Here is a 19,873-nt window from a genome sequence, read left to right on the forward strand (position 1 = left end):
GGCATAGTGGAATCCGCGCTTGCCGGATCCGCTCCGGACCGGCCTGGTCGTCACCCGGGGCACCCCACCGCGAATGGAGGGTTGCCGGCCAGCAAACCGGGGTTTTGCGCTGGCACTCGTGACCTGCATAAAAGCGTAGGACATGGGGCGGCCAGGACTGAAGCCGCGGCAATTGTTAAGGGCTTTGTTACGCGCCGCCGAATAAACGACGCCGGGCACCTGCCTTGGGAGGTGTCCGGCGTCGCATTATTCGTTCAAACGTGGAAAGCGCGTGAGTTACAGCAGATCGTCCAGGTACGGGTTCAATCGGTGCAGGACCTCCGAGTGCAGGATTGAGTTTGTGGCCAGGGCGTTCCCGCCGAACGGGCCGTCCTCGCCTTCCAGGGATGTGAACCGGCCGCCGGCCTCCACCACGATCGGCACCAGGGCAGCCATGTCATAGAGGTTCAGCTCGGGTTCGCAGGCGATGTCCACAGAGCCCTCGGCCACCATGCAATACGACCAGAAATCCCCGTAGGCCCGGGTCCGCCAAACGTCCTCGGTAAGGCCGAGGAACTCGTCAAGGTTTCCGCGTTCCTTCCACCCGCCCAGGCTGGAGTAGGAGAGGGAGGCGTCGGAAAGCTTCGACACGTTGGACACGCGAAGGCGGGTGGCGGCGGCAAGGGACCTGCCCATGTACGCGCCCATGCCTTTCGCCGCCCACCAGCGCTTGCCCAGGGCCGGGGCGCTGACGACGCCTACCACCGGTTCGCCCTCATCCACGAGGGCGATCAGCGTGGCCCATACGGGAACGCCGCGGACAAAGTTCTTGGTTCCGTCAATGGGGTCGATGATCCAGCGCCGGGAACCGTGGCCGGTGCTGCCGAATTCCTCGCCCAGGACGGCGTCGCGGGGGCGTGAACGGGAGAGCTGGCCCCGGATGGCTTCCTCGGCGGCCTTGTCCGCGTCGGTGACCGGCGTCAGGTCCGGCTTGGTCTCAACGTGGAGGTCCAGGGCCTTGAAGCGGCTCATGGTCTGGTCATCCACGGAGTCGGCCAGGACATGGGCCAGGCGCAGGTCATCGTTGTAGCTCGAAGCGGGTTGGATCATGGTTCCAAACTACCGTCTGTGGACGGTTCTGCCGGGAGAACGCGTCAGTTGACGCTGCCGAGCTCCTTGGTTTCCTGTGCTTCCATCCGCGGGTCCGTACCAAGCAGGCGCCGCAGCGAGGCCAGCCGGGCCGCGCCGGTGGGACCTGCGTGTCCGCCTGCCACCCAGTCGTCGAGGCCGCAGTTCACTGCGGTTGCGGTGTGCTTGCAGCCCCGTTCGCAGTTCTCGATGCCGGGGGAGAGGTCCGGGAAGGAGCGCAGGATGCGGTCAGGGTCCACGTGCGCCAGGCCAAAGGAACGGATGCCGGGGGTATCGATGATCCAGCTGCCGGGAGGCGCGTCCGCCAACCGCAAGGCAAGGGCCGACGATGACGTGTGGCGGCCGCGCCCGGTCACGGCATTCACGCCGCCGGTGGCCCGCTCGGCGCCGGTCAGGGCGTTCACCATGGTGGACTTGCCGACGCCGGAGTGCCCCAGCATAACGGTGACCTTGCCATCGAGATGGTCCCGCAGCGCCGCCACTGCGGCGCTGTCCAGCCGCGCCGAGAGCCCGTCATCGGACCGGGCATCGATTCCCGACGCCTGCGCATCCGCCGTCTTGCTGATGATCACCGGGAAGTCCAGGTGCGTGTAGTTGGAAAGCAGGTCCGCGGGGTCTTTGACGTCGGCCTTGGTGACCAGCAGGATGGGTTCGATTCCGGCGTCGTATGCGGCCACGAGCGCGCGGTCGATGAACCCCGTGCGGGGTTCCGGGTTGGCGGCAGCCACCACGATCACCAGTTGGTCGGCGTTGGCCACCACCGCGCGCTCAACGGGGTCGGTGTCGTCGGCGCTGCGGCGCAGGAGGGTGTGGCGGTCCTGGATCTTCACCAGCCGGGCCAGCGTGTCCGGCGCGCCGGAGACGTCCCCCACGAGCGAGACGAAGTCGCCTGCCACAACGGGCGAGCGCCGAAGTTCCCGGGCGCGCGCGGCAATGATGACGCGCTCATTCTCCGAGTCCTCGTCCACTACCGCTGTGTACCGCCCGCGGTCCACCGTGATGATCCGTCCGGTCACGGCGTCGTCGTGGCTGGGGCGGTCTTTGGTGCGCGGCCGGGAGCCCTTCTTGCTGGGACGGATCCGAACGTCCGATTCGTCCCAGGAATCAGTGCTCCGCGCCACTGCCGCGCCCTTCCGGTCCGGCGGCGGACCCTTCTCCCTGGGCCAGCATGCCGGCCCACAGCTGCGGGAAATCCGGCATGGTCTTGGCCGTGGTGCCGATGTCCTCCACCTGGACGCCTTCGACGGCGAGTCCCAGAATTGCGCCGGCCGTGGCCATGCGGTGGTCGGCGTAGCTGTGGACGACGCCGGCGTGCAGCCGGGCGGGCCGGATCACCAGGCCGTCGCTGGTTTCCTCGGCGTCGCCGCCCAGCCGGTTGATCTCCGATACCAGGGCCGCGAGCCTGTCCGTCTCGTGTCCCCTCAGGTGGGCGATGCCGCTGAGGCGGGAAGGCCCGGTGGCAAGGGCACACAGGGCCGCGACCGTGGGAGCCAGTTCACTGGTGTCCGCGAAGTTGCCGCCCTTGATCTCCGGGCCGCCGGTGACGGTCAGGACACCGTCAGCCAGGGTGACCGAGGCGCCCATGCTGGCCAGGATTCCGCGCCACAGGTCCCCCACCTGCTGCGTTTCATCAGGCCAGTTGGGAATCCGTACGGTGCCCCGCGTGGCCAGGGCCGCAGCCAGGAAGGGCCCGGCGTTGGAAAGGTCCTGTTCAATCCGCTGGTCGAAGGCGCGGATGGGTCCCGGCGCCACCACCCAGTGGTTGGGGACGGAGTCGTCCACTGAAACGCCGGCACCGCGCAGGACGGCCACTGTCATGTTGATGTGGTCCAGGCTGGGTACCGGCTTGCCCACATGTTCCAGGTGCAGGCCGTCGTCGAACCTTGCGCCCACCAGGAGGAGGGCGGAGACGAACTGCGAGGAGGCGCTGGCATCGATCACCAGATGGCCGCCGCGGACTGCGCCGTTGCCTTCCACCACAAAAGGGAGCGACGACGGCGCGCTGCCGTCTTCGGCGGAAACGGCCACGCCCAGGGCCTTGAGGGCTTCGATGATGGTTCCCATGGGGCGCTTGCGGGCGTGGGGATCGCCGTCGAACACGCTGGCTCCGTTGCGGAGCGCCGCCAGCGGCGGAACGAACCGCATGACGGTGCCGGCAAGTCCGCAGTCGATCCTGGTGTGGGACGCAGCCGCTGCCGCCGGCAGCGGAACCACCTCCAGGTCGGGCCCAAAGGCGCCGTCCCCGGGCACTTCGGTGATGACGGCACCGAGCTGCCGCAGTGCGTCGACCATGAGTGCGGAGTCCCTGGAATGCAGGGGGGCCCGCAGCCGGGAGGGGCCGTCCGCGAGGGCTGCCAGGACCAGGTACCTGTTTGTCAGGGACTTCGATCCGGGCACCGTCACGGTGGCGTTAACGGGCCGGGACGCAAAGGGTGCGGCCCAGTGCTGGACAGGCGTTCCGGACCCGTCCCGGGTGGCAACTGCTGCGGTCATTCGTGTTTATGCTCCCGTGGCGTGTTCGACGGCGCGGCGCACGGCCTTGTCCGCCTTGTTCAGCTTCTTGGTGGTGGTCCTGCGCGCGTCGGCGGCCAGGTGCGAGGCGTTCCGACGGGCATCGGCCGCCAGGTGCTCGGCGCGCCAGGCCAGGCCGGGCTTGCCGGCGGTGTCCACGGAAGCGAGCAGGGCGCCGCCGCTCAGCGAGAGGTTCTTGAGCAGCTGGTTCCGGCGGCTTTCGCGGCCTTCCTTGCTGCTGATATCCGCGCTGCGCCATTCAACGAAGGTGTTCAGGAGCGAAATCACCGTCAACAGGCCCGCGGAGAGCCGGGAAAACTTGCCAAGGCCGAACAGGACGCCGGCCCCTACCTGGGTTCCGCCAATCACACGTGCGAGGGTGGTTTCGTTCGCCTGGAAGGGAAGCGAGGCTGCAGCCTTGCGCAGCAGCGGTGAGAGCTGCTGTGCGGTGTCGTCTGCGTTCCTGAGCTTATCCAGTCCGGCGAGAACGAAACTGGAGGCGAGCATGGGCCGTGCGAGCGTGCGGACAAAGGACATGGATTTCCTCCTGGATGGACGAGCCGCGCCGAGCGGCGGAGTCGGTCCTAGTCTTGCACTTTTGGGGAATATTTGCCCGTGGGAGGCGGTTATGGCAAACAGGTCCGCAACAGGGGCCTGACAATCATTCACCCGAAACAGAGCGGAGTTGGCCCTTGGGGAAGGTGTTGGACGGAACCAGGCAGGCGGGCCCGGTGGCAGTGGACAGGCTGGCCTCGGAACCGCCGGAATACGGCACGCCCCGGGCAGGGAGCCTGACAGTAGACTTGAAGGCAATGAACACCCTGGATCCGGCCGTTGCGGCCATGTATGAGGCTACCCCCGGCGAAGCAAACGGCAGGGCCGGCACCGCGCCTGTGCCTGCCGGACAGGCAGGCCCTGAATCATTGGCCGCGGAAGCGGATGCCGAGGATGCCACGCTGGACGTCGCCACGGAGAGCGTGGAGGAGCGCCGCCTTCGCTTTGAGCGGGATGCCATGCAGTACGTCGACCAGCTGTATTCCGCTGCCATGCGCATGGCCCGGAACCCGTCCGACGCGGAGGATCTGGTCCAGGAGGCCTACACCAAGGCTTTTTCGGCCTTCCACCAGTACAAGCCGGGAACAAACCTGAAAGCCTGGTTGTACCGGATCCTGACCAACACGTACATCAACCTCTACCGCAAGAGGCAGCGTGAGCCCCTGCAGTCCAACTCGGACAGCATTGAGGACTGGCAGCTGGCACGGGCGGAGTCGCACACCTCGAGCGGACTGCGCTCAGCCGAGGCTGAAGCCCTGGATCATCTTCCGGATTCGGACGTGAAGCGGGCGCTGCAGGACATCCCCGAAGAATTCCGGCTGGCGGTCTACTTCGCCGACGTTGAGGGCTTTGCCTACAAGGAAATCTCGGACATCATGAACACGCCCATCGGCACTGTGATGTCCCGGCTCCACCGCGGCCGGCGAATGTTGCGGGACATGCTCGCGGAATACGCCGCCGAGCGGGGATTTAAAACGGCCGCAGATGCCTCGGATGCGGCAGGAAGCAAAGCACAGGAGAACAGGAAATGAGCGACTGCCAGGGATTGGGCGATTGCGACGACACCAGGATGCAACGCATCTACGAATACCTTGACGGGGCGCTGACCCGCGAGGATCTCACGGAAATCAAGAACCACCTTGATGACTGCCCTGAGTGCACGGAACAGTATGACCTGGAGTGCGTCATCCGCAATATGGTCAAGCGCTCCTGCACGGAGTCCGCGCCGGACAACCTGAAGAACGCCATCCTGGACAGGATCCACACCATCCGTCCCGTGGAGGCCTAGGAACAGGCACGCGTTGCGCCGGTCAGGGCCGCAGACAGCAAAGGACCCCGGAAGCCGTTTGGCTTGCGGGGTCCTTCGCTTGAACCGTAGTTCCTGGCATTTGCCTAGGTGTTGGGGCGCTTCCCGTGGTTCGCGCCGCCACGCTTACGGTCACGACGCTTGCGTGCACGCTTGCTCATAGCTGGCCTCCTTACTGTTGGTACTCAAAAGAGCTGCCCTCAAGTCTCCCACATGATGTGGCGGCCCGCGAACCGGGAAGGGGCGGATGACCTGCGGAAGTGCGGCAGCAGGCGCCGCCTTAGGACTGCAGGGTGCTGCGGATGGCCGCGCGGGCGTCGTCGAGGGCTGTCCTGACGGTTTCCAGCGTCACAGGGCTGATGGGGCGGCGCATGGCCTGCCGCCGCAGGTCCGCGCAGAGCTCATCATGGAACTTCTGCACCATCAGTTCCACGTCAAGCCGTTGGACGGAGACGGCGATGTCATTCTCGACCCCCGCCAGATCGTCGCGGCGCCGGTTCAGTTCGGCAAGGCCGGCGGCTGTAATGCGGTAGTTGGTGCGCCGCCCGGCCGGCTCGGTGGCCACCAGGCCATCCTCCTCGAGCTTGCCCAGCCGGGGGTAGATGGTTCCGGCGCTGGGCGAATAAGTCCCCGCGAACCTTTCCTTGAGCGCCTTGATGAGCTCGTACCCGTGCTTGGGCCCGCTTTCCAGCAGCGCCAGCAGGTAGAGGCGCAACGCACCGTGTGCGAAGACGGGCGGCATCAGCCTTGCGCTTCCCCGTCGCCGTCAAGTGGTGCAGGAGCGTGGGATATGGACGTCTTGCCGGATACCGAATTGGTCCGGACGAGCATCAGCTGCCCGTCGGGCCCGGCAATGGTCTCCACTTTGCCGTTGGCCAGGAGGCACTGCCGGCCGTCAAGGATCACCGCTCCGCCGGCAGACTTGGCCACGATGTCGACGCCGACGTCGTGCGGCAGCCTGATAGCCAGATCCCCGGACACCGAGTTGGAGCCGAAGTCCCGGGTGAAATCGAGCAGTTCAACGTCGAGGTGCCCGCTGACGGTGTTGGTGCGCACGTTGGTGAAGTATCCGGAGGCGGTAACCCTGCCTGAGACGCTCTTGGCCATGAGTACCCCGCGGTGGTTCCTGACCTCCACGCTGCCGCTGATGGTATTGACCTGCAGCTCGCCGGAGGTACTGTCCGCCACCACGGAACCTGACACGGTGTTCAGCCGGACACGGGCAGAGACGCCCGAAACCAGCCCGTCCCCGCTGACGGTCCCGGCCTCCACCTCCACACCCTGGGGAACAGCGATGGTGATGAGCGCGGAGTTGTCGCTGCTGTGGTTGACCGTCTCCATGAGGTTCTTGAACCAGCCCTGGGCTCCGTGCAGCTGGTGCCGCACTTCGAGCCTGCCGCTGTTCAGTGACACGGCTACCGGATCGCCGTGCACGTCGGCGAACTCCAGCCGCACCTGGGACCCCGCGTGCGCCGTGATCCTGAACCTGCCACGGACCATGCCCAGCTTCAGTGCCGTCACGCCGTCGACGTCCATGGTTTGCGGGTCTGTCACACTCCAGTTTTGCTCGGCCATGGTCCCCTCCAAAAGACGATATATCGCGTAGCCCCTACAACGTATCGCCGCAGGCGGGCAGGGTCAAGATATATCTCGAACGGGCTACTACTGGGGGGCTTCCAGTCCCAGCCACTGGAACCAGCCGCGGTGCAGCACCAGCCATGCCATGAGGCCATAGCCTGCCTGGCCGGGCGTTCCACCGTTTGCGGCAAGGTCCTGGCGCCACTGTTCGTGGTTCAGCAGGGGCGAGAACGTGTCGACGTAGAGGTGCTTGCGGCGGGTGGTGACATCGGCGAAGGCGGTGTTCAGTTCGTCAAGCCGCCGGTTCTGGGCCGGGTCCAGCGTGGGAGGCGGCCCCACGACGAATACCTCGATCCGGTTCAGTGACGCGGAGTCCAGGATATTGGCCAGGTTCAGCCTGCTCCGTGCGGTGGAAAGACCGAATTCAATGTCCCGCCCGGACAGGCCGATGACCAGCCGGTTCTCCGCCTGGGGGCTGAAACGGCGGCCGGCTTCCTCCAGCCAACGTGCCGCAAGCCCCTCGGTGCCTTCCTGCGGACAGGGGAGGGCGTAGCTTTCCAGGAGCATTCCGTCCTGGGGAGTGCGGGCCAGGACGCGGCCCAGCCAGCCAAGTGCCCGGGGATCCCCCAGTCCGGCCAGCAGTTCGTCTCCTACAGCTGCGATCCGCAGCTTCCTGTCTTCCACGCGTTCCTCTTTACTTCGGTACGGGTTTACTTCGGTACGGCCGCTGCATCGTCGCCGCCGCGGCTGCGGGGTACGGGGCGGCGCTGTCCATCCATTAAACAGAACTGCCCGGCCGGAGTCTGGTATTTCGACTCCGGCCGGGCAGCCTTACTGCTTACTTCCGTGCAAATGCCTGCTTCAGGAGGACATCCTGTTCCGCAGCGTGCCGCTTCATGGAGCCGGCTGCCGTGGAGGCGGATGCCGGCCGGGACACAAGGCGGACCCGCCGGTCAAGGGCCTGGGGCAGGTGCAGGCCGATGAATGGCCAGGGGCCCTGGTTGGCGGGCTCATCCTGTGCCCAGACCACTTCGGCGTTGGGGTACTTGGCGAGCTCCGCCGCGATCTCCTGGTGCGGCAGCGGGTAGAGCTGCTCCACGCGGATGATGGCGGTGGTCTTGTCGCCGGTCTTCTGCCGGGTGGACAGGAGATCGTAGTACAGGCGGCCGGAGACCAAAAGCACGCGTTCGGCGGCGGTGGCCGGCAGCTGCTCATGCTCACCAATGACAGGACGGAAGGTGCCGCTGGTGAAGTCCTCCACGGACGAGGCGGCAGCCTTCAGGCGCAGCAGCTGTTTGGGCGTGAAGATGATCAACGGCTTGCGCGGCCGGTTGTACGCCTGGCGCCGCAGCAGGTGGAAGTGCGAGGCCGCCGTGGTGGGGTTGGCCACGATCATGTTGTCTTCCGCGCAGAGCTGCAGGAAGCGCTCGATCCTCGCCGAGGAGTGGTCCGGGCCCTGGCCTTCGTAGCCGTGCGGGAGCATCAGGACCAGCGAGGACCGCTGGCCCCACTTCTGCTCTGCGGAGGAGATGAATTCGTCGATGATGGTCTGCGCACCGTTGACGAAGTCGCCGAACTGGGCCTCCCAGAGGACCAGGGCGTCCGGGCGTTCCACGGAGTAGCCGTACTCGAAGCCCATGGCCGCGTATTCGGACAGCAGTGAATCGTAGATCCACAGCTTGGCCTGGTCGTCGGAAAGGTTGCCCAGCGGCAGCCATTCCTTGCCGTTGGCACGGTCGTGGAAGACGGCGTGGCGCTGTACGAAGGTGCCGCGGCGGGAGTCCTGGCCGGCAAGGCGTACGGGGACGCCCTCCATGATCAGGGAGCCGAAGGCTGCGATCTCGCCGAAGCCCCAGTCGATGCCGCCTTCGCGGGACATCTGCTCGCGCTTTTCCAGCAGCTGCTTCAACTTGGGGTGGACCGTAAAGCCATCGGGGATCTCGACGTGTGCCTTGCCGATCCGGGCCAGGGTGTCGGCACTGATGGCCGTGGAGGCCGGTGCGCTGACGCTGGAATCGGACTGCTGGGCCATGGGCCGCTCGATATCGGACACGGCAGCGGAATCCGCGGTCACGATCGGGATGGGGGAGGTCTGGGCGGCGTGGGTCTCGGCGAAGACCCGCTCCAGCCGTTCCTGGTAGTCGCGGAGCAGCTGCTCGGCTTCTTCCTCGGTAATGTCACCGCGGCCGATGAGCGACTCCGTGTACAGCTTGCGGACGGAGCGCTTGGCCTCGATCAGGTTGTACATCAGCGGCTGGGTCATCGAGGGGTCGTCACCCTCGTTGTGGCCCCGGCGGCGGTAGCACACCATGTCGATGACGACGTCCTTGTGGAAGCGCTGGCGGAATTCGTAGGCGAGCTGGCCGATGCGGACCACAGCCTCGGGGTCGTCGCCGTTCACGTGGAAGACCGGTGCCTGGATCATCTTGGCAACGTCCGTGGAGTACGTGGATGAGCGCGACGACGACGGGGCGGTGGTGAAGCCGACCTGGTTGTTGACCACGATGTGGATGGTTCCACCGGTGCGGTAACCACGCAGCTGGGACAGGTTGAGCGTTTCCGCAACCACGCCCTGGCCGGCGAAGGCAGCGTCTCCGTGGACCATGATGGGCAGGACGGGGAACGACTCGCCCTGGTCAAGGCGGTCCTGCTTGGCCCTGACAATGCCCTCGAGGACGGAGTCCACGGCTTCCAGGTGGGACGGGTTGGCGGCGAGGTAGACCTTGGTCTCCTTGCCGGTGTCCGAGGTGAAGGTACCTTCGGTGCCCAGGTGGTACTTGACGTCGCCGGAGCCCTGGACGGAGCGCGGATCCTGCGTGCCTTCGAATTCGCGGAACACCTGTGCGTAGGTCTTGCCGGCGATGTTCGTCAGGACGTTGAGGCGGCCGCGGTGGGCCATGCCGATGGCAACCTCGTCCAGGCCGTCATCGGCTGCATCGGACATAATTGCGTCCAGCAACGGAATCAGGGACTCGCCGCCTTCCAGCGAGAAGCGCTTCTGCCCCACGAACTTGGTCTGCAGGAAGGTTTCGAAGGCCTCGGCCGCGTTCAGCTTGGAGACGATCCGCAGCTGCTCTTCCCGGCTGGGCTTGGAGTAGGGGTGTTCCAGCTGGTCCTGGAACCACTTGCGCTCGGCAGGCTCCTGGATGTGCATGTATTCGATGCCGGTGGTGCGGCAGTAGGCATCCCGCAGGACTCCGAGGATGTCGCGGAACTTCAGCATCGGCTTGCCGCCGAAGCCGCCCGTGGGCCATTCGCGGTCCAGGTCCCAGAGGGTCAGGCCGTAGGTGAGGACGTCGAGGTCCGGGTGCTTGCGCTGCACGTACTCCAGCGGATCGGTATCCGCCATGAGGTGGCCGCGTACGCGGAAGGAGTGGATCAGCTGCTGGATCCGGGCAACCTTGTTGATCTCGTCAGCCGGATCCACCTGCAGGTCCGCACTCCAGCGGACAGGCTCGTAGGGGATGCGGAGGGCTTCGAAGATCTCGTCGTAGAAGTTCTGTGCGCCCAGCAGCAGCTGGTGCACCAGCTTGAGGAACTCGCCGCTGCCGGCGCCCTGGATGACGCGGTGGTCATACGTCGAGGTCAGGGTGAGGACCTTGCTGATGGCGTTGTGGGCGATGATCTTTTCGCTGGCACCCTGGAATTCGGCCGGGTAGTCAAGGGCGCCGACGCCGATGATGGCCGCCTGGCCCTTGGAAAGGCGCGGCACTGAGTGCACGGTGCCGATGCCGCCGGGGTTGGTCAGGGAGACAGTGGTGCCCTGGTGGTCCTCGGCGGTGAGCTTGCCGTTGCGGGCGCGCTTGATGAGGTCCTCGTACGTGTGCCAGAACTCGGCGAAGTTGAGGGTCTCGGCCTTCTTGATGTTCGGGACCATGAGCAGGCGGGTGCCGTCGGGCTTGGGCATGTCGATGGCGATGCCGAAGTTGACGTGGGCCGGCTGGACCGCAACGGGCTTGCCGTCCACCTCGTCGTAGTACACGTTCATCGACGGGAACTGGGAAAGGGCCCGGATGACTGCGTAGCCAATGAGGTGCGTGAAGGAGACCTTGCCGCCGCGGGCGCGGGCCAGATTCGAGTTGATGACCACGCGGTTGTCGATGAGCAGCTTGGCCGGAATCGCCCGGACGCTGGTGGCCGTGGGCACCTCAAGGCTGGTGACCATGTTGGTGGCGATGGCCTTGGCAGGTCCGCGGAGGACGGAGACGACGTCCTCCTCCGGCGCGGTGGGGGCCTTGACGTTCTTGGGCAGCTGCGCCGGAATGGGCTGCGAGCCGGTGCCTGCTTCGGTCTTCTTGCCGCCGTCGCGTGCCTCCGTGGCGGGGGCCTTTTTGACCGGCGCAGGGGCTGGCGCAGGAGCGGCGGCCGGGGCGGCGGCGGGTGCCGCCGGGGGAGTGGCAGGGGCTGCGGCCGGCGACGGTGCCGAAGCAGCGGGTGCCGTCTTCACCACGGGCAGCTCGCGCGTAGGAGGATTGGCAGCGTGCGCGGAATTTCCATTGTTGGAAGAACCGTTACCCGAGTCGAAAGATTCAAACAGCGGCCACCACTTGGCGTCCACGGCGTTCTTGTCCTGTTGGTACTGCTCGTACAGTTCGTCAACGAGCCACTCGTTCCCGCCAAATTCCTCTGGTAGACGGTGGCTTGGCTGCTCTGGCACTTGAAATACGCCTCTTCCATGAGTTTGATTTCTCTTTGGCCCCCCGGTGCTTCAGCACTGCGATCGAACCAGTCTCTGCGTCCTCTGAACCCAGACCCTTAGCAAGTCTAGTGAGCATCTTGTGTTAACTGCCAATAAGGGTGACCCAAATCATGAAGTGACGAACATGGGGCTGAATGTGAGCCCAAAATTGCATCTGAATTGCCATCTGATACGCCCGGCTCCTGGAGCGCCAAGGGTCGCCGGGAAGCCCCGCAAAGTGCTGGGGCGGCCGGAGGCCGGGCCGCCCCGGCGGCGGACTGCCGCGCATCCGGCCGGGGCCGCTCCTGTAGACTGAAATTCTTATGGACAGTAAATCTAGGTGCCGGCCTGGGCACTGTCAGCGGAGCTCCACGAGGAGCGCCGCACAGTCCGCCCCCAGAGCCGGCAAACCCCGACAACGCGCCCATCACCAGCCAGCGGCCCAGCTTGCCGCATCCCGTGCGGACCAGTCCTCGGGATCCGCCGACCATCCTCCGCCGGGCCGAAGCAGCTCCTCCCTTTTCCGGTCGGCTGCGCTCCCGGCGGTCCTGCCGCTCCAGGCGGGATGCTGAATGGAGTGGCTCCTCCTGGCAGCGGGCCTGCTGCTGATCGCCGGCACCGGATTCTTTGTGGCCGTCGAGTTTTCCCTCATCGCTTTGGACCAATCCACCGTCCAGCGCGCCATTGACGACGGGGACAGCGGCGCCGTGCCGTTGCTCACCTGCCTCAAATCGCTGTCAACCCAGCTGTCCAGCTGCCAACTCGGCATCACCCTGACCACGCTGCTCACCGGCTACGTCATGGAACCCTCGGTTGGCCACCTCCTCGAGGCGCCGCTGGCCGCCGTCGGACTTCCCGCCGTGGCCGTGCAGTCCATCTCCCTCATCCTCGCCATGGTGCTGGCTACGCTGCTGTCCATGCTCCTGGGTGAGCTGGTGCCCAAGAACATGGCGATCGCGCTGTCGTTTCCCGTGGGCCGGGCGCTGGCCCGGCCGCAGCTGATCTTCACGGCGATCTTCAAACCGGCCATCCTTGTCCTGAACGGCTTTTCCAACAAGGTCCTGAACGTTTTCGGGCTGGAAGCCAAGGAAGAAATTTCCGGCGCGCGGACTCCGGCGGAGCTTGCCTCGCTGGTCCGCAGGTCGGCTGCGATGGGAACGCTCGACGCCGGGACTGCCAACTTCATCGCCCGCACCCTGAATTTCTCAACGCGGACGGCCGCGGACGTCATGACGCCGCGCATCCGGCTCGAGACAATCGACGCCGACCAGCCGGTTTCCGACGTGGTGGACGCGGCACGCAGGACCGGGTACTCCCGGTTCCCTGTTATTGGTGAGTCCGCCGACGACATCCGCGGACTGGTGCACGTCAAGAAGGCCGTCGCCGTTCCGTGGGACCGGCGCCGCAACCTTGAAGCGGGCGCCATCATGACCGAGGTACTGCGGGTGCCCGAGACCATCCACCTTGATGCACTCCTGGCCGAGCTCCGCGAGGGAAACCTCCAGCTGGCCGTCGTGCTTGATGAATACGGGGGTACGGCAGGCATCGCCACCCTTGAGGACCTGGTGGAGGAAATCGTGGGCGAGGTGGCGGACGAGCACGACAAGGTCCGTCCGGGGCTACTGCAAAGCGCCTCCGGCGACTGGTACTTTCCCGGGCTCCTCCGTCCGGACGAGTTGTCCGAACAGATCCCGGGGCTGAGTGTTCCGGACGAAGCGGCCTACGAGACCGTGGGCGGCTACGTCATGAGCAAACTCGGCCGGATCGCCGTGGTGGGGGACGCCGTCCCGGTGGGCGGCGGAACGCTCAGCGTTACCAGGATGGACGGCCGGAGAATCGACCGCATCTGCTTCCACCCGGCGGATCAACCGGCTGCACAGGACGCCAATGACAGGAGCAAGCCATGAGTGACTGGGCGGGCATCCTCTGGCTGGGCTTGCTCCTGCTGGGCAATGCCTTTTTCGTGGCGGCTGAGTTCGCCATCATGTCCGCGCGCCGCAGCCAGATTGAGCCTTTGGCCGACACCGGATCCAAGCGCGCCCAGACAACCCTGCGCGCCATGGAGAACGTGTCCTTGATGCTGGCCTGCGCGCAGCTTGGCATCACCGTCTGCTCCCTGCTGATCCTGCTGGTGGCCGAGCCGGCAATCCACCACCTGCTTGCCGTCCCCATCGAGACGGTGGGCCTGCCGGCGGAAGCTGCGGACGTTGCGGCCTTCGCCGTGGCCCTGATGCTGGTGACCTTCCTCCACGTCACATTCGGCGAGATGGTGCCCAAGAACATCTCGGTGTCCGTGGCGGACAAGGCCGCGCTGCTCCTGGCCCCGCCGCTGCTGTTCATCTCGCGGCTGGTCCATCCGGTGATTTCAGTCCTCAACTGGTCCGCCAACTACATCCTTAAGCTGATGCGGATCGAGCCCAAGGATGAGGTGACGTCCTCCTTCACGCTGGAGGAGGTGCAGTCGATCGTCCAGGAGTCCACCCGCCACGGCCTGGTGGACGACGACGCCGGGCTCATTACCGGTGCCCTGGAGTTCTCGGAGCACACGGCGGAGGACATCATGGTGCCGCTCGGGAAGCTGGTCATGCTGGGGGCTTCCACCACTCCGGTGGAATTTGAAAAGGCCGTCAGCCGTACGGGATTCTCCCGGTTTCCCATGCTTGATGACGACGACATGCTCTACGGCTACCTCCACGTGAAGGATGTGCTGTCCATTCCGGAGTCCGCCTACGAACTGCCGATTGCCGAGAGCCGCATCCGCTCGCTGGCCAACCTGGCGCTGGGGGACGAGATCGAAAAAGCCATGTCCGTCATGCAGCGCACGGGATCCCACCTTGCACGCGTGATCGGCCCGGACGGCAAGACGCGGGGTGTGCTCTTCCTTGAGGACGTCATCGAACAGCTCGTCGGTGAAATCCGGGACGCGACGCAGGCCACCGGAATCCGCCGGTTGGGCCAGCCGAACGGAAATTGACCTAAATAGGAATCATTCGCATTTAGGTATAGGCTTGCACTGTCGTCCTCCCCATCTGCGTGAACTGAGGTTTCCCGTGCGCCGTACCGCCGCTGCCAGCTCTTTCCTTGCCGCCCTGACGGGCCTTGGCCTTCTGCTCAGTGCGTGCAGCCCGCAGCAGTCCGGGACGCCCGCTTCCACGCAGGGGATCAACGTCGTGGCCTCGACGAATGTGTACGGCGACATTGCCAGGAGCATCGGTGGGGATAAGGTCAGCGTGACCGCGATCATCAACAACGCCGGCCAGGATCCGCATTCCTATCAGGCAACCGCCCAGGACCGCCTCACTGTTTCGAAGGCGCAGCTGGTCATCGAAAACGGCGGCGGCTACGACGACTTCCTTCATACCCTGGTGGAGAGCAGCAAGCTCGACGGCGGTTCGGTGCTGACCGCCGTCGAAGTCTCCGGCCTTGCCCACCCGGAGGAGGAGGCTTCCGCCTCGACCGGGCCGGCCGCCGAAGGCCCTGGCGGGCACGATCACGGCAACTTCAACGAACACGTCTGGTACAGCCTGCCGGCCATGGAGCGGATGGCCGACAGTGTTGCGGCGAAGCTCGGCACGCTGGATCCCGGTTCTGCCGCCACGTTCACAGCCAACGCCGGCGCCTTCAAGGCCTCCCTCTCAGACCTGCACGGCAAGCTGGAGGCCCGGAAAGGCGCGGCGGCCGGAGGACAGGTTGCGGTCACCGAACCCGTTCCCCTCTACCTGCTCGAAGATGCGGGCCTGAAGAACGCCACACCTGAGGCCTACACTGCCGCGATCGAGGAGGGCACTGACGTCCCGCCCGCCGCCATGAAGGAGGCCACAGACCTGGTGGCTTCCGGGACAGTGCGGCTGCTGGCCTACAACGCGCAGACCGAGGGCCCGCAGACGGAAGCACTGAAGAAGGCTGCTGAAGCCGCAGGGGTTCCGGTGGTGGACTTCACCGAAACCCTGCCTGAGGGAAAGACCTACGTGCAGTGGATGACGGACAATGTGAACAACGTCAGCAAAATTCTGGAGTCAAACAGGTGAAATCCGTCGTCAGCCTCAGCGGGGCCTGCCTCAGGTTCGGTCAGCGCACGCTTTGGGAGGATCTGGACCTGGACATCAGGCCCGGTGAGTTCTTCGCCGTGCTGGGTCCCAACGGCAGCGGCAAAACCAGTTTCCTGAAGGTCCTCCTGGGCCTGCAGAAGCTGCACTCCGGACAAGCGTTCCTGGGCGGCCGGCCCGTGGAACGCGGCAGCAACCTGATCGGCTACATTCCACAACAGAAGTCGTTTCCGCAGGACACGCCCCTGCGTGCCCGCGACCTGGTGGCCCTGGGAGTCGACGGGCACCGGTGGGGCATCCGCTTGTCGGCCGGCAAGACAAACCGCAGGGTGGACCAGCTCCTGGAACTGGTGGGCGCCTCCGACTACGCCAAGGTCCCCGTTGGCCAGCTCTCCGGCGGGGAGCAACAGCGGCTCCGCGTGGCGCAGGCACTGGCAACTGATCCGCAGGTCCTGCTCTGCGATGAGCCGCTGTTGTCCCTTGACCTGCACCACCAGCAGGCAGTCAGCGCCCTGATCAACAAACAAAGCCGCGAACACAACAGCGCCGTTGTCTTCGTTACCCACGAAATCAACCCCATCATCGACTACGTGGACCGGGTCCTGTATCTGGCAGGGGGACGGTTCCGGGTGGGGACGCCGGAAGAGGTCATGACCACGGAAGTGCTCTCCGACCTCTACGGCACCCAGGTGGAGGTGATCCACGCCAACGGCCGGATCGTCGTCGTTGGCCTGCCCGATGCCACCACCCACCACCACGCCGAGGCTGACGCCCTGGCAGGGGAGGCAGCGTAATGGACGCCGACAGCATCCTCGGTGCCATCTTCAACTTCGACAACTACGGCGAACTGCTGGTCCTGGTCCAGAACTCAATCTGGGCGGGCGCCATCCTGGGGCTCCTTGGCGGCCTCGTGGGCACGTTCGTCATGAAGCGGGACCTCGCTTTCGCGGTCCACGGCATCTCCGAACTTTCCTTCGCCGGCGCCGCCTTCGCCCTGCTGGTCGGTGCGGACGTGGTTTTTGGCTCGCTCATAGGATCGGTGGCGGCAGCGCTGCTGCTGGGCCTGATGGGTGTCCGGGCCAGGGACAAGAACTCAACCATCGGCGTGATCATGCCGTTCGGCCTGGGACTCGGAATCCTGTTCCTGTCCCTGTACCAGGGCCGGGCCGCAAACAAGTTCGGGCTCCTCACCGGGCAAATCGTTTCCGTGGACACCGTCCAGCTCCAGGCCCTCGCCGGGACCGCTGTCGTGGTGATGCTGGTGCTGGTGGCCATCTGGCGGCCGCTCACCTTCGCCAGCGTGGATCCCGAACTCGCCGAGGCGCGGGGAGTCCCGGTCCGCACGCTGGCCCTCGTCTTCATGGTCCTCCTGGGCATCAGTGTGGCCTTGTCCATCCAGGTGGTCGGCGCCCTGCTGGTGCTTGCGCTGCTGATTACGCCGGCGGCCGCGGCCCTGCGGGTCACGTCGTCGCCGGTTGCGGCGGTGGTCCTGAGCGTCGTTTTTGCTGTCACCGCAACGGTGGGCGGAATCCTGCTGGCACTGGGCGGACGGATCCCCATCAGCCCCTACGTCACCACGTTGTCGTTCCTGATCTACGTGGCCTGCCGCGCCATCAGCTCCGGGCGCGCCGCGCGCGGCATCAACGGGCGGGTCCTTACAGCTTCCCGGCAGCCTTAAGGGCGGTGCAGTCAGGGCACAGGCCGAAAATCTCCACGGTATGGTCCACCTCGGTAAACCCATGCTCGGCGGCCGTGCGCACCGCCCACGTTTCGACGGCGGGTGCCTCCACCTCCACCGCCTTTCCGCAGTTCCTGCACAGCAGGTGGTGGTGATGCGCGGTCACCGCACAGCGCCGGTACACGGCCTCGCCGTCGCCATTGCGCAGCACATCCACCAGTCCCTCATCGGCGAGTGACTGCAGGATCCGGTAGGCAGTGGCCAATGACACGGACACGCCCTGGTTCTGCAGGATGCGGTACAGCTCCTGCGTGCTGACGAAGTCGTCCAGGTGGTCCAGGGCCGCACTGACGGCCTTGCGCTGCTTGGTAACGCGCTGTTCCCTGCCGCCTCCTGCCGGGGATGGGGCGGCGGAATCAGCCTTGACGCCGATCGGCATGGACGAACTCGCTTCCGTGGGGGGCAAACACCAAGATTACCAGCCGGAGCTTCATGGGCCGGAGTGCAGGACAGGGTCCGTGGACAGGCTTCCGGGGCGGACCCTAGGCTGGCGCTATGAAGCTGACCAAGTACACCCACGCCTGTATCCGGCTCGAGAAGGAAGGCCGCATCCTGGTCCTGGACCCCGGCACCTTCTCCGAATCAGCCGAGGCGCTGTCAGGGGCCCAGGCAGTCCTGGTGACCCACGAACACGCAGACCATCTTGACACCAAGGCCGTGGTCGCCGCCCTCGAAGGAGACCCGGGCCTGGCGCTGTATGCCCCCGGGGGCGTGGCCGGGCAACTGCGCCGGGAAGCCGCCGCCGCGGCAGACCGCATCCATACGGTGGAACCCGGCCAATCCTTCCAGGCCGCCGGCTTCGACATCCGCAGCTTCGGCGGCCAGCACGCCCTGATACACCCGCAGATCCCGGTGGTTGCCAACATCGGTTTCCTGGTGGACGGAAACGTGTACCACCCGGGGGACTCGTTCATCATCCCGGACGGAATCCAGGTCCAGACGCTCCTGGTCCCGCTGCACGCGCCGTGGAGCAAGTCCGCCGAGGTTGTTGACTTCGTCATCGGTGTGCGGGCGCCGCGCGCCTTCCAGATCCATGACGGCCTGCTCAACGACAACGGCCTGGGCATCGTTGAAGGCCATGTCAAGCGGATCGGCGCCAAGTACGGCACCGAATACAGGCACCTGGCCGCCCGCGAGTCCGTGGAGGTTTAGGCCGGCGCGCCGGTCCACTCCCCGGTGTCCAGGAAGCGCGAAATCACGGCCTCGTGGGGCGCCGGATCCAGCCCCTGGGAAGCCAGCCAGTCCTGGTTCCAGTAGTTGCCCGCATACCGTTCGCCGCCGTCGCACATCAACGACACGATGCTGCCCTTGCGGCCTTCGGACAGCATCTCGGCCACCGTCTGCCAGACTCCCCACAGGTTGGTTCCGGTGGAGGGACCTGCATGCAGGCCGGCGAATGAGTTCAGGTGCCGCATTGCTGCCACCGAGGCGGCATCCGGCACCTGGACCATCCGGTCGATCACCGTAGGGATGAAGCTCGGCTCCATCCGGGCCCGGCCAATGCCTTCGATGCGCGAGGGCAGGCCGGTGGGCCGTCCGGCTGCTTCCCCCAGCCAGCCTGGATAGAAGGCCGAGTTCTCCGGGTCCACCACCAGCAACCGTGTGGGATGGCTGTGGTAGCGCAGGTACCGGCCGATCGTGGCGCTGGTTCCGCCCGTACCGGCGCCAACCACGATCCACTCCGGCACCGGATGTGGCTCCAGGCTGAGCTGTCCGAAGATCGATTCGGCGATGTTGTTGTTCCCGCGCCAGTCGGTGGCCCGCTCCGCGAACGTGAACTGGTCCATGTAATGCCCGTTGCAGGTGGCGGCTACTTCTTCGGCTGTCGAATACACATCCGTGGCGTTCTCCACCAGCAGGCAGGAGCCGCCGAACTTTTCGATCAGCGCGATCTTTTCCGGGCTGGTGGTGCGGGCCATCACGGCGACAAAGGGCAAACCCAGCAACTGGGCGAAGTAGGCCTCCGAGACCGCGGTGCTGCCGCTTGAGGCCTCCACGATGGTGGTGTCCGCCCGGATCCAGCCGTTGACCAGCCCGAAAAGGAACAGGGACCTGGCCAGCCGGTGCTTCAGGCTGCCGGAGCGGTGCGTGGACTCGTCCTTGAGGTACAGCCGGATGCCCCACTGTTCCGGCAGCGGCACTGAGTACAGGTGCGTGTCCGCGGAACGGTTGTTTTCGGCGGTGATGGTGCGGATGGCCTGGTCGGCCCAGTCCCGGTCCGTTCCGCCATCGTTCCTGCCGGTGCTGCCCTCGATCGTCACCAGTCCAGCCTACCCGCGGGCCGGGAACTCCCCGTCTAGAGTGGGACCGGCGGCCGTCCAGGCAGGATGTCC

19 protein-coding genes and 1 riboswitch are annotated in these 19,873 nt (G+C 65.8%); of the genes, 8 read left to right on the forward strand and 11 right to left on the reverse strand.

All coding sequences use genetic code 11. The features are described 5' to 3' along the window. Positions 1-10: 10 nt before the first annotated feature. A riboswitch (SAM riboswitch) is annotated at positions 11-124 on the reverse strand. Positions 125-276: 152 nt separating this feature from the next. The 4 genes from hisN to ACV095_RS07470 are packed head-to-tail and all read right to left on the reverse strand — an operon-like array spanning position 277 to position 4,176. Beyond that, on the reverse strand, positions 277-1,089 hold the full coding sequence (hisN, locus tag ACV095_RS07455; RefSeq protein ID WP_018768451.1) for a histidinol-phosphatase: 813 nt from the start codon (positions 1,087-1,089) through the stop codon (positions 277-279). A gap of 44 nt (positions 1,090-1,133) precedes the next feature. Continuing rightward, a complete protein-coding gene (gene rsgA, locus ACV095_RS07460; RefSeq protein ID WP_478223206.1) occupies positions 1,134-2,249 on the reverse strand; it encodes a ribosome small subunit-dependent GTPase A in 1,116 nt (371 codons plus the stop codon). Further along, a complete protein-coding gene (gene aroA / locus ACV095_RS07465) occupies positions 2,233-3,621 on the reverse strand; it encodes a 3-phosphoshikimate 1-carboxyvinyltransferase (RefSeq protein WP_478223207.1) in 1,389 nt (462 codons plus the stop codon). Before aroA ends, rsgA begins: the two co-directional genes overlap by 17 nt. 6 nt (positions 3,622-3,627) lie before the next feature. Beyond that, complete coding sequence (locus tag ACV095_RS07470) at positions 3,628-4,176, reverse strand: DoxX family protein (RefSeq protein ID WP_018768448.1); 549 nt, start codon at positions 4,174-4,176, stop codon at positions 3,628-3,630. A 275-nt stretch (positions 4,177-4,451) separates the two neighbouring features. Here ACV095_RS07470 and ACV095_RS07475 point away from each other — a divergent pair, with 275 nt between their 5' ends. Further along, positions 4,452-5,225: a sigma-70 family RNA polymerase sigma factor gene (locus ACV095_RS07475; protein WP_235509705.1), complete on the forward strand. Its 774-nt coding sequence runs from the start codon at positions 4,452-4,454 to the stop codon at positions 5,223-5,225. Beyond that, a complete protein-coding gene (gene rsrA, locus ACV095_RS07480) occupies positions 5,222-5,482 on the forward strand; it encodes a mycothiol system anti-sigma-R factor (protein ID WP_018768446.1) in 261 nt (86 codons plus the stop codon). Before ACV095_RS07475 ends, rsrA begins: the two co-directional genes overlap by 4 nt. A 104-nt stretch (positions 5,483-5,586) precedes the next feature. Here the strand turns inward: rsrA and ACV095_RS07485 are convergent, their stop codons facing one another. The 5 genes from ACV095_RS07485 to ACV095_RS07505 all read right to left on the reverse strand — a co-directional run bounded on the left by ACV095_RS07485 (position 5,587) and on the right by ACV095_RS07505 (position 11,735). Then, positions 5,587-5,661 (reverse strand): 50S ribosomal protein bL37, encoded by a 75-nt coding sequence (locus ACV095_RS07485; RefSeq protein WP_369299106.1) that lies wholly within the window; start codon positions 5,659-5,661, stop codon positions 5,587-5,589. Positions 5,662-5,780: 119 nt separating this feature from the next. After that, complete coding sequence (locus ACV095_RS07490; RefSeq protein ID WP_018768445.1) at positions 5,781-6,242, reverse strand: PadR family transcriptional regulator; 462 nt, start codon at positions 6,240-6,242, stop codon at positions 5,781-5,783. Next, on the reverse strand, positions 6,242-7,075 hold the full coding sequence (locus tag ACV095_RS07495; RefSeq protein WP_018768444.1) for a DUF4097 family beta strand repeat-containing protein: 834 nt from the start codon (positions 7,073-7,075) through the stop codon (positions 6,242-6,244). The genes ACV095_RS07490 and ACV095_RS07495 overlap by 1 nt, the downstream gene beginning before the upstream one ends. An 87-nt stretch (positions 7,076-7,162) precedes the next feature. Then, the gene (locus tag ACV095_RS07500; RefSeq protein WP_478223208.1) at positions 7,163-7,762 is read right to left on the reverse strand and encodes a GDSL-type esterase/lipase family protein; all 600 of its coding nucleotides are present in this window, start codon (positions 7,760-7,762) and stop codon (positions 7,163-7,165) included. A gap of 154 nt (positions 7,763-7,916) precedes the next feature. Beyond that, positions 7,917-11,735, reverse strand: a complete 3,819-nt coding sequence (locus tag ACV095_RS07505) for a multifunctional oxoglutarate decarboxylase/oxoglutarate dehydrogenase thiamine pyrophosphate-binding subunit/dihydrolipoyllysine-residue succinyltransferase subunit (RefSeq protein ID WP_478223209.1) — start codon at positions 11,733-11,735, stop codon at positions 7,917-7,919. A gap of 593 nt (positions 11,736-12,328) precedes the next feature. On the opposite strand from ACV095_RS07505, the gene ACV095_RS07510 reads away from it, so the two are divergent. From ACV095_RS07510 to ACV095_RS07530, 5 genes are all read left to right on the forward strand, one after another. Continuing rightward, positions 12,329-13,663 (forward strand): hemolysin family protein, encoded by a 1,335-nt coding sequence (locus ACV095_RS07510; RefSeq protein ID WP_056388032.1) that lies wholly within the window; start codon positions 12,329-12,331, stop codon positions 13,661-13,663. Next, positions 13,660-14,730, forward strand: coding sequence for a hemolysin family protein (locus ACV095_RS07515; protein ID WP_018768440.1), 1,071 nt, complete (start codon positions 13,660-13,662; stop codon positions 14,728-14,730). The genes ACV095_RS07510 and ACV095_RS07515 overlap by 4 nt, the downstream gene beginning before the upstream one ends. A gap of 76 nt (positions 14,731-14,806) precedes the next feature. After that, a complete protein-coding gene (locus ACV095_RS07520) occupies positions 14,807-15,784 on the forward strand; it encodes a metal ABC transporter solute-binding protein, Zn/Mn family (protein ID WP_478223210.1) in 978 nt (325 codons plus the stop codon). After that, on the forward strand, positions 15,781-16,596 hold the full coding sequence (locus ACV095_RS07525) for a metal ABC transporter ATP-binding protein (RefSeq protein ID WP_056388027.1): 816 nt from the start codon (positions 15,781-15,783) through the stop codon (positions 16,594-16,596). The genes ACV095_RS07520 and ACV095_RS07525 overlap by 4 nt, the downstream gene beginning before the upstream one ends. Continuing rightward, complete coding sequence (locus ACV095_RS07530; protein ID WP_478223211.1) at positions 16,596-17,480, forward strand: metal ABC transporter permease; 885 nt, start codon at positions 16,596-16,598, stop codon at positions 17,478-17,480. Before ACV095_RS07525 ends, ACV095_RS07530 begins: the two co-directional genes overlap by 1 nt. Here ACV095_RS07530 and ACV095_RS07535 read toward each other — a convergent pair. Beyond that, positions 17,458-17,919: a Fur family transcriptional regulator gene (locus ACV095_RS07535; RefSeq protein ID WP_018768436.1), complete on the reverse strand. Its 462-nt coding sequence runs from the start codon at positions 17,917-17,919 to the stop codon at positions 17,458-17,460. The two genes, ACV095_RS07530 and ACV095_RS07535, sit on opposite strands and share 23 nt — an antisense overlap. Positions 17,920-18,035: 116 nt before the next feature. Between ACV095_RS07535 and ACV095_RS07540 the strand changes: the two genes are divergently transcribed. After that, entirely contained in the window at positions 18,036-18,692 is a 657-nt protein-coding gene (locus ACV095_RS07540; protein ID WP_134163834.1) for an MBL fold metallo-hydrolase, read from the forward strand. Here the strand turns inward: ACV095_RS07540 and ACV095_RS07545 are convergent. Continuing rightward, positions 18,689-19,801: a PLP-dependent cysteine synthase family protein gene (locus ACV095_RS07545; protein WP_478223212.1), complete on the reverse strand. Its 1,113-nt coding sequence runs from the start codon at positions 19,799-19,801 to the stop codon at positions 18,689-18,691. The two genes, ACV095_RS07540 and ACV095_RS07545, sit on opposite strands and share 4 nt — an antisense overlap. Between the last annotated feature and the right edge of the window lie 72 nt (positions 19,802-19,873).

The sequence above is a fragment of the Arthrobacter sp. JDC6 genome, assembly GCF_056484025.1.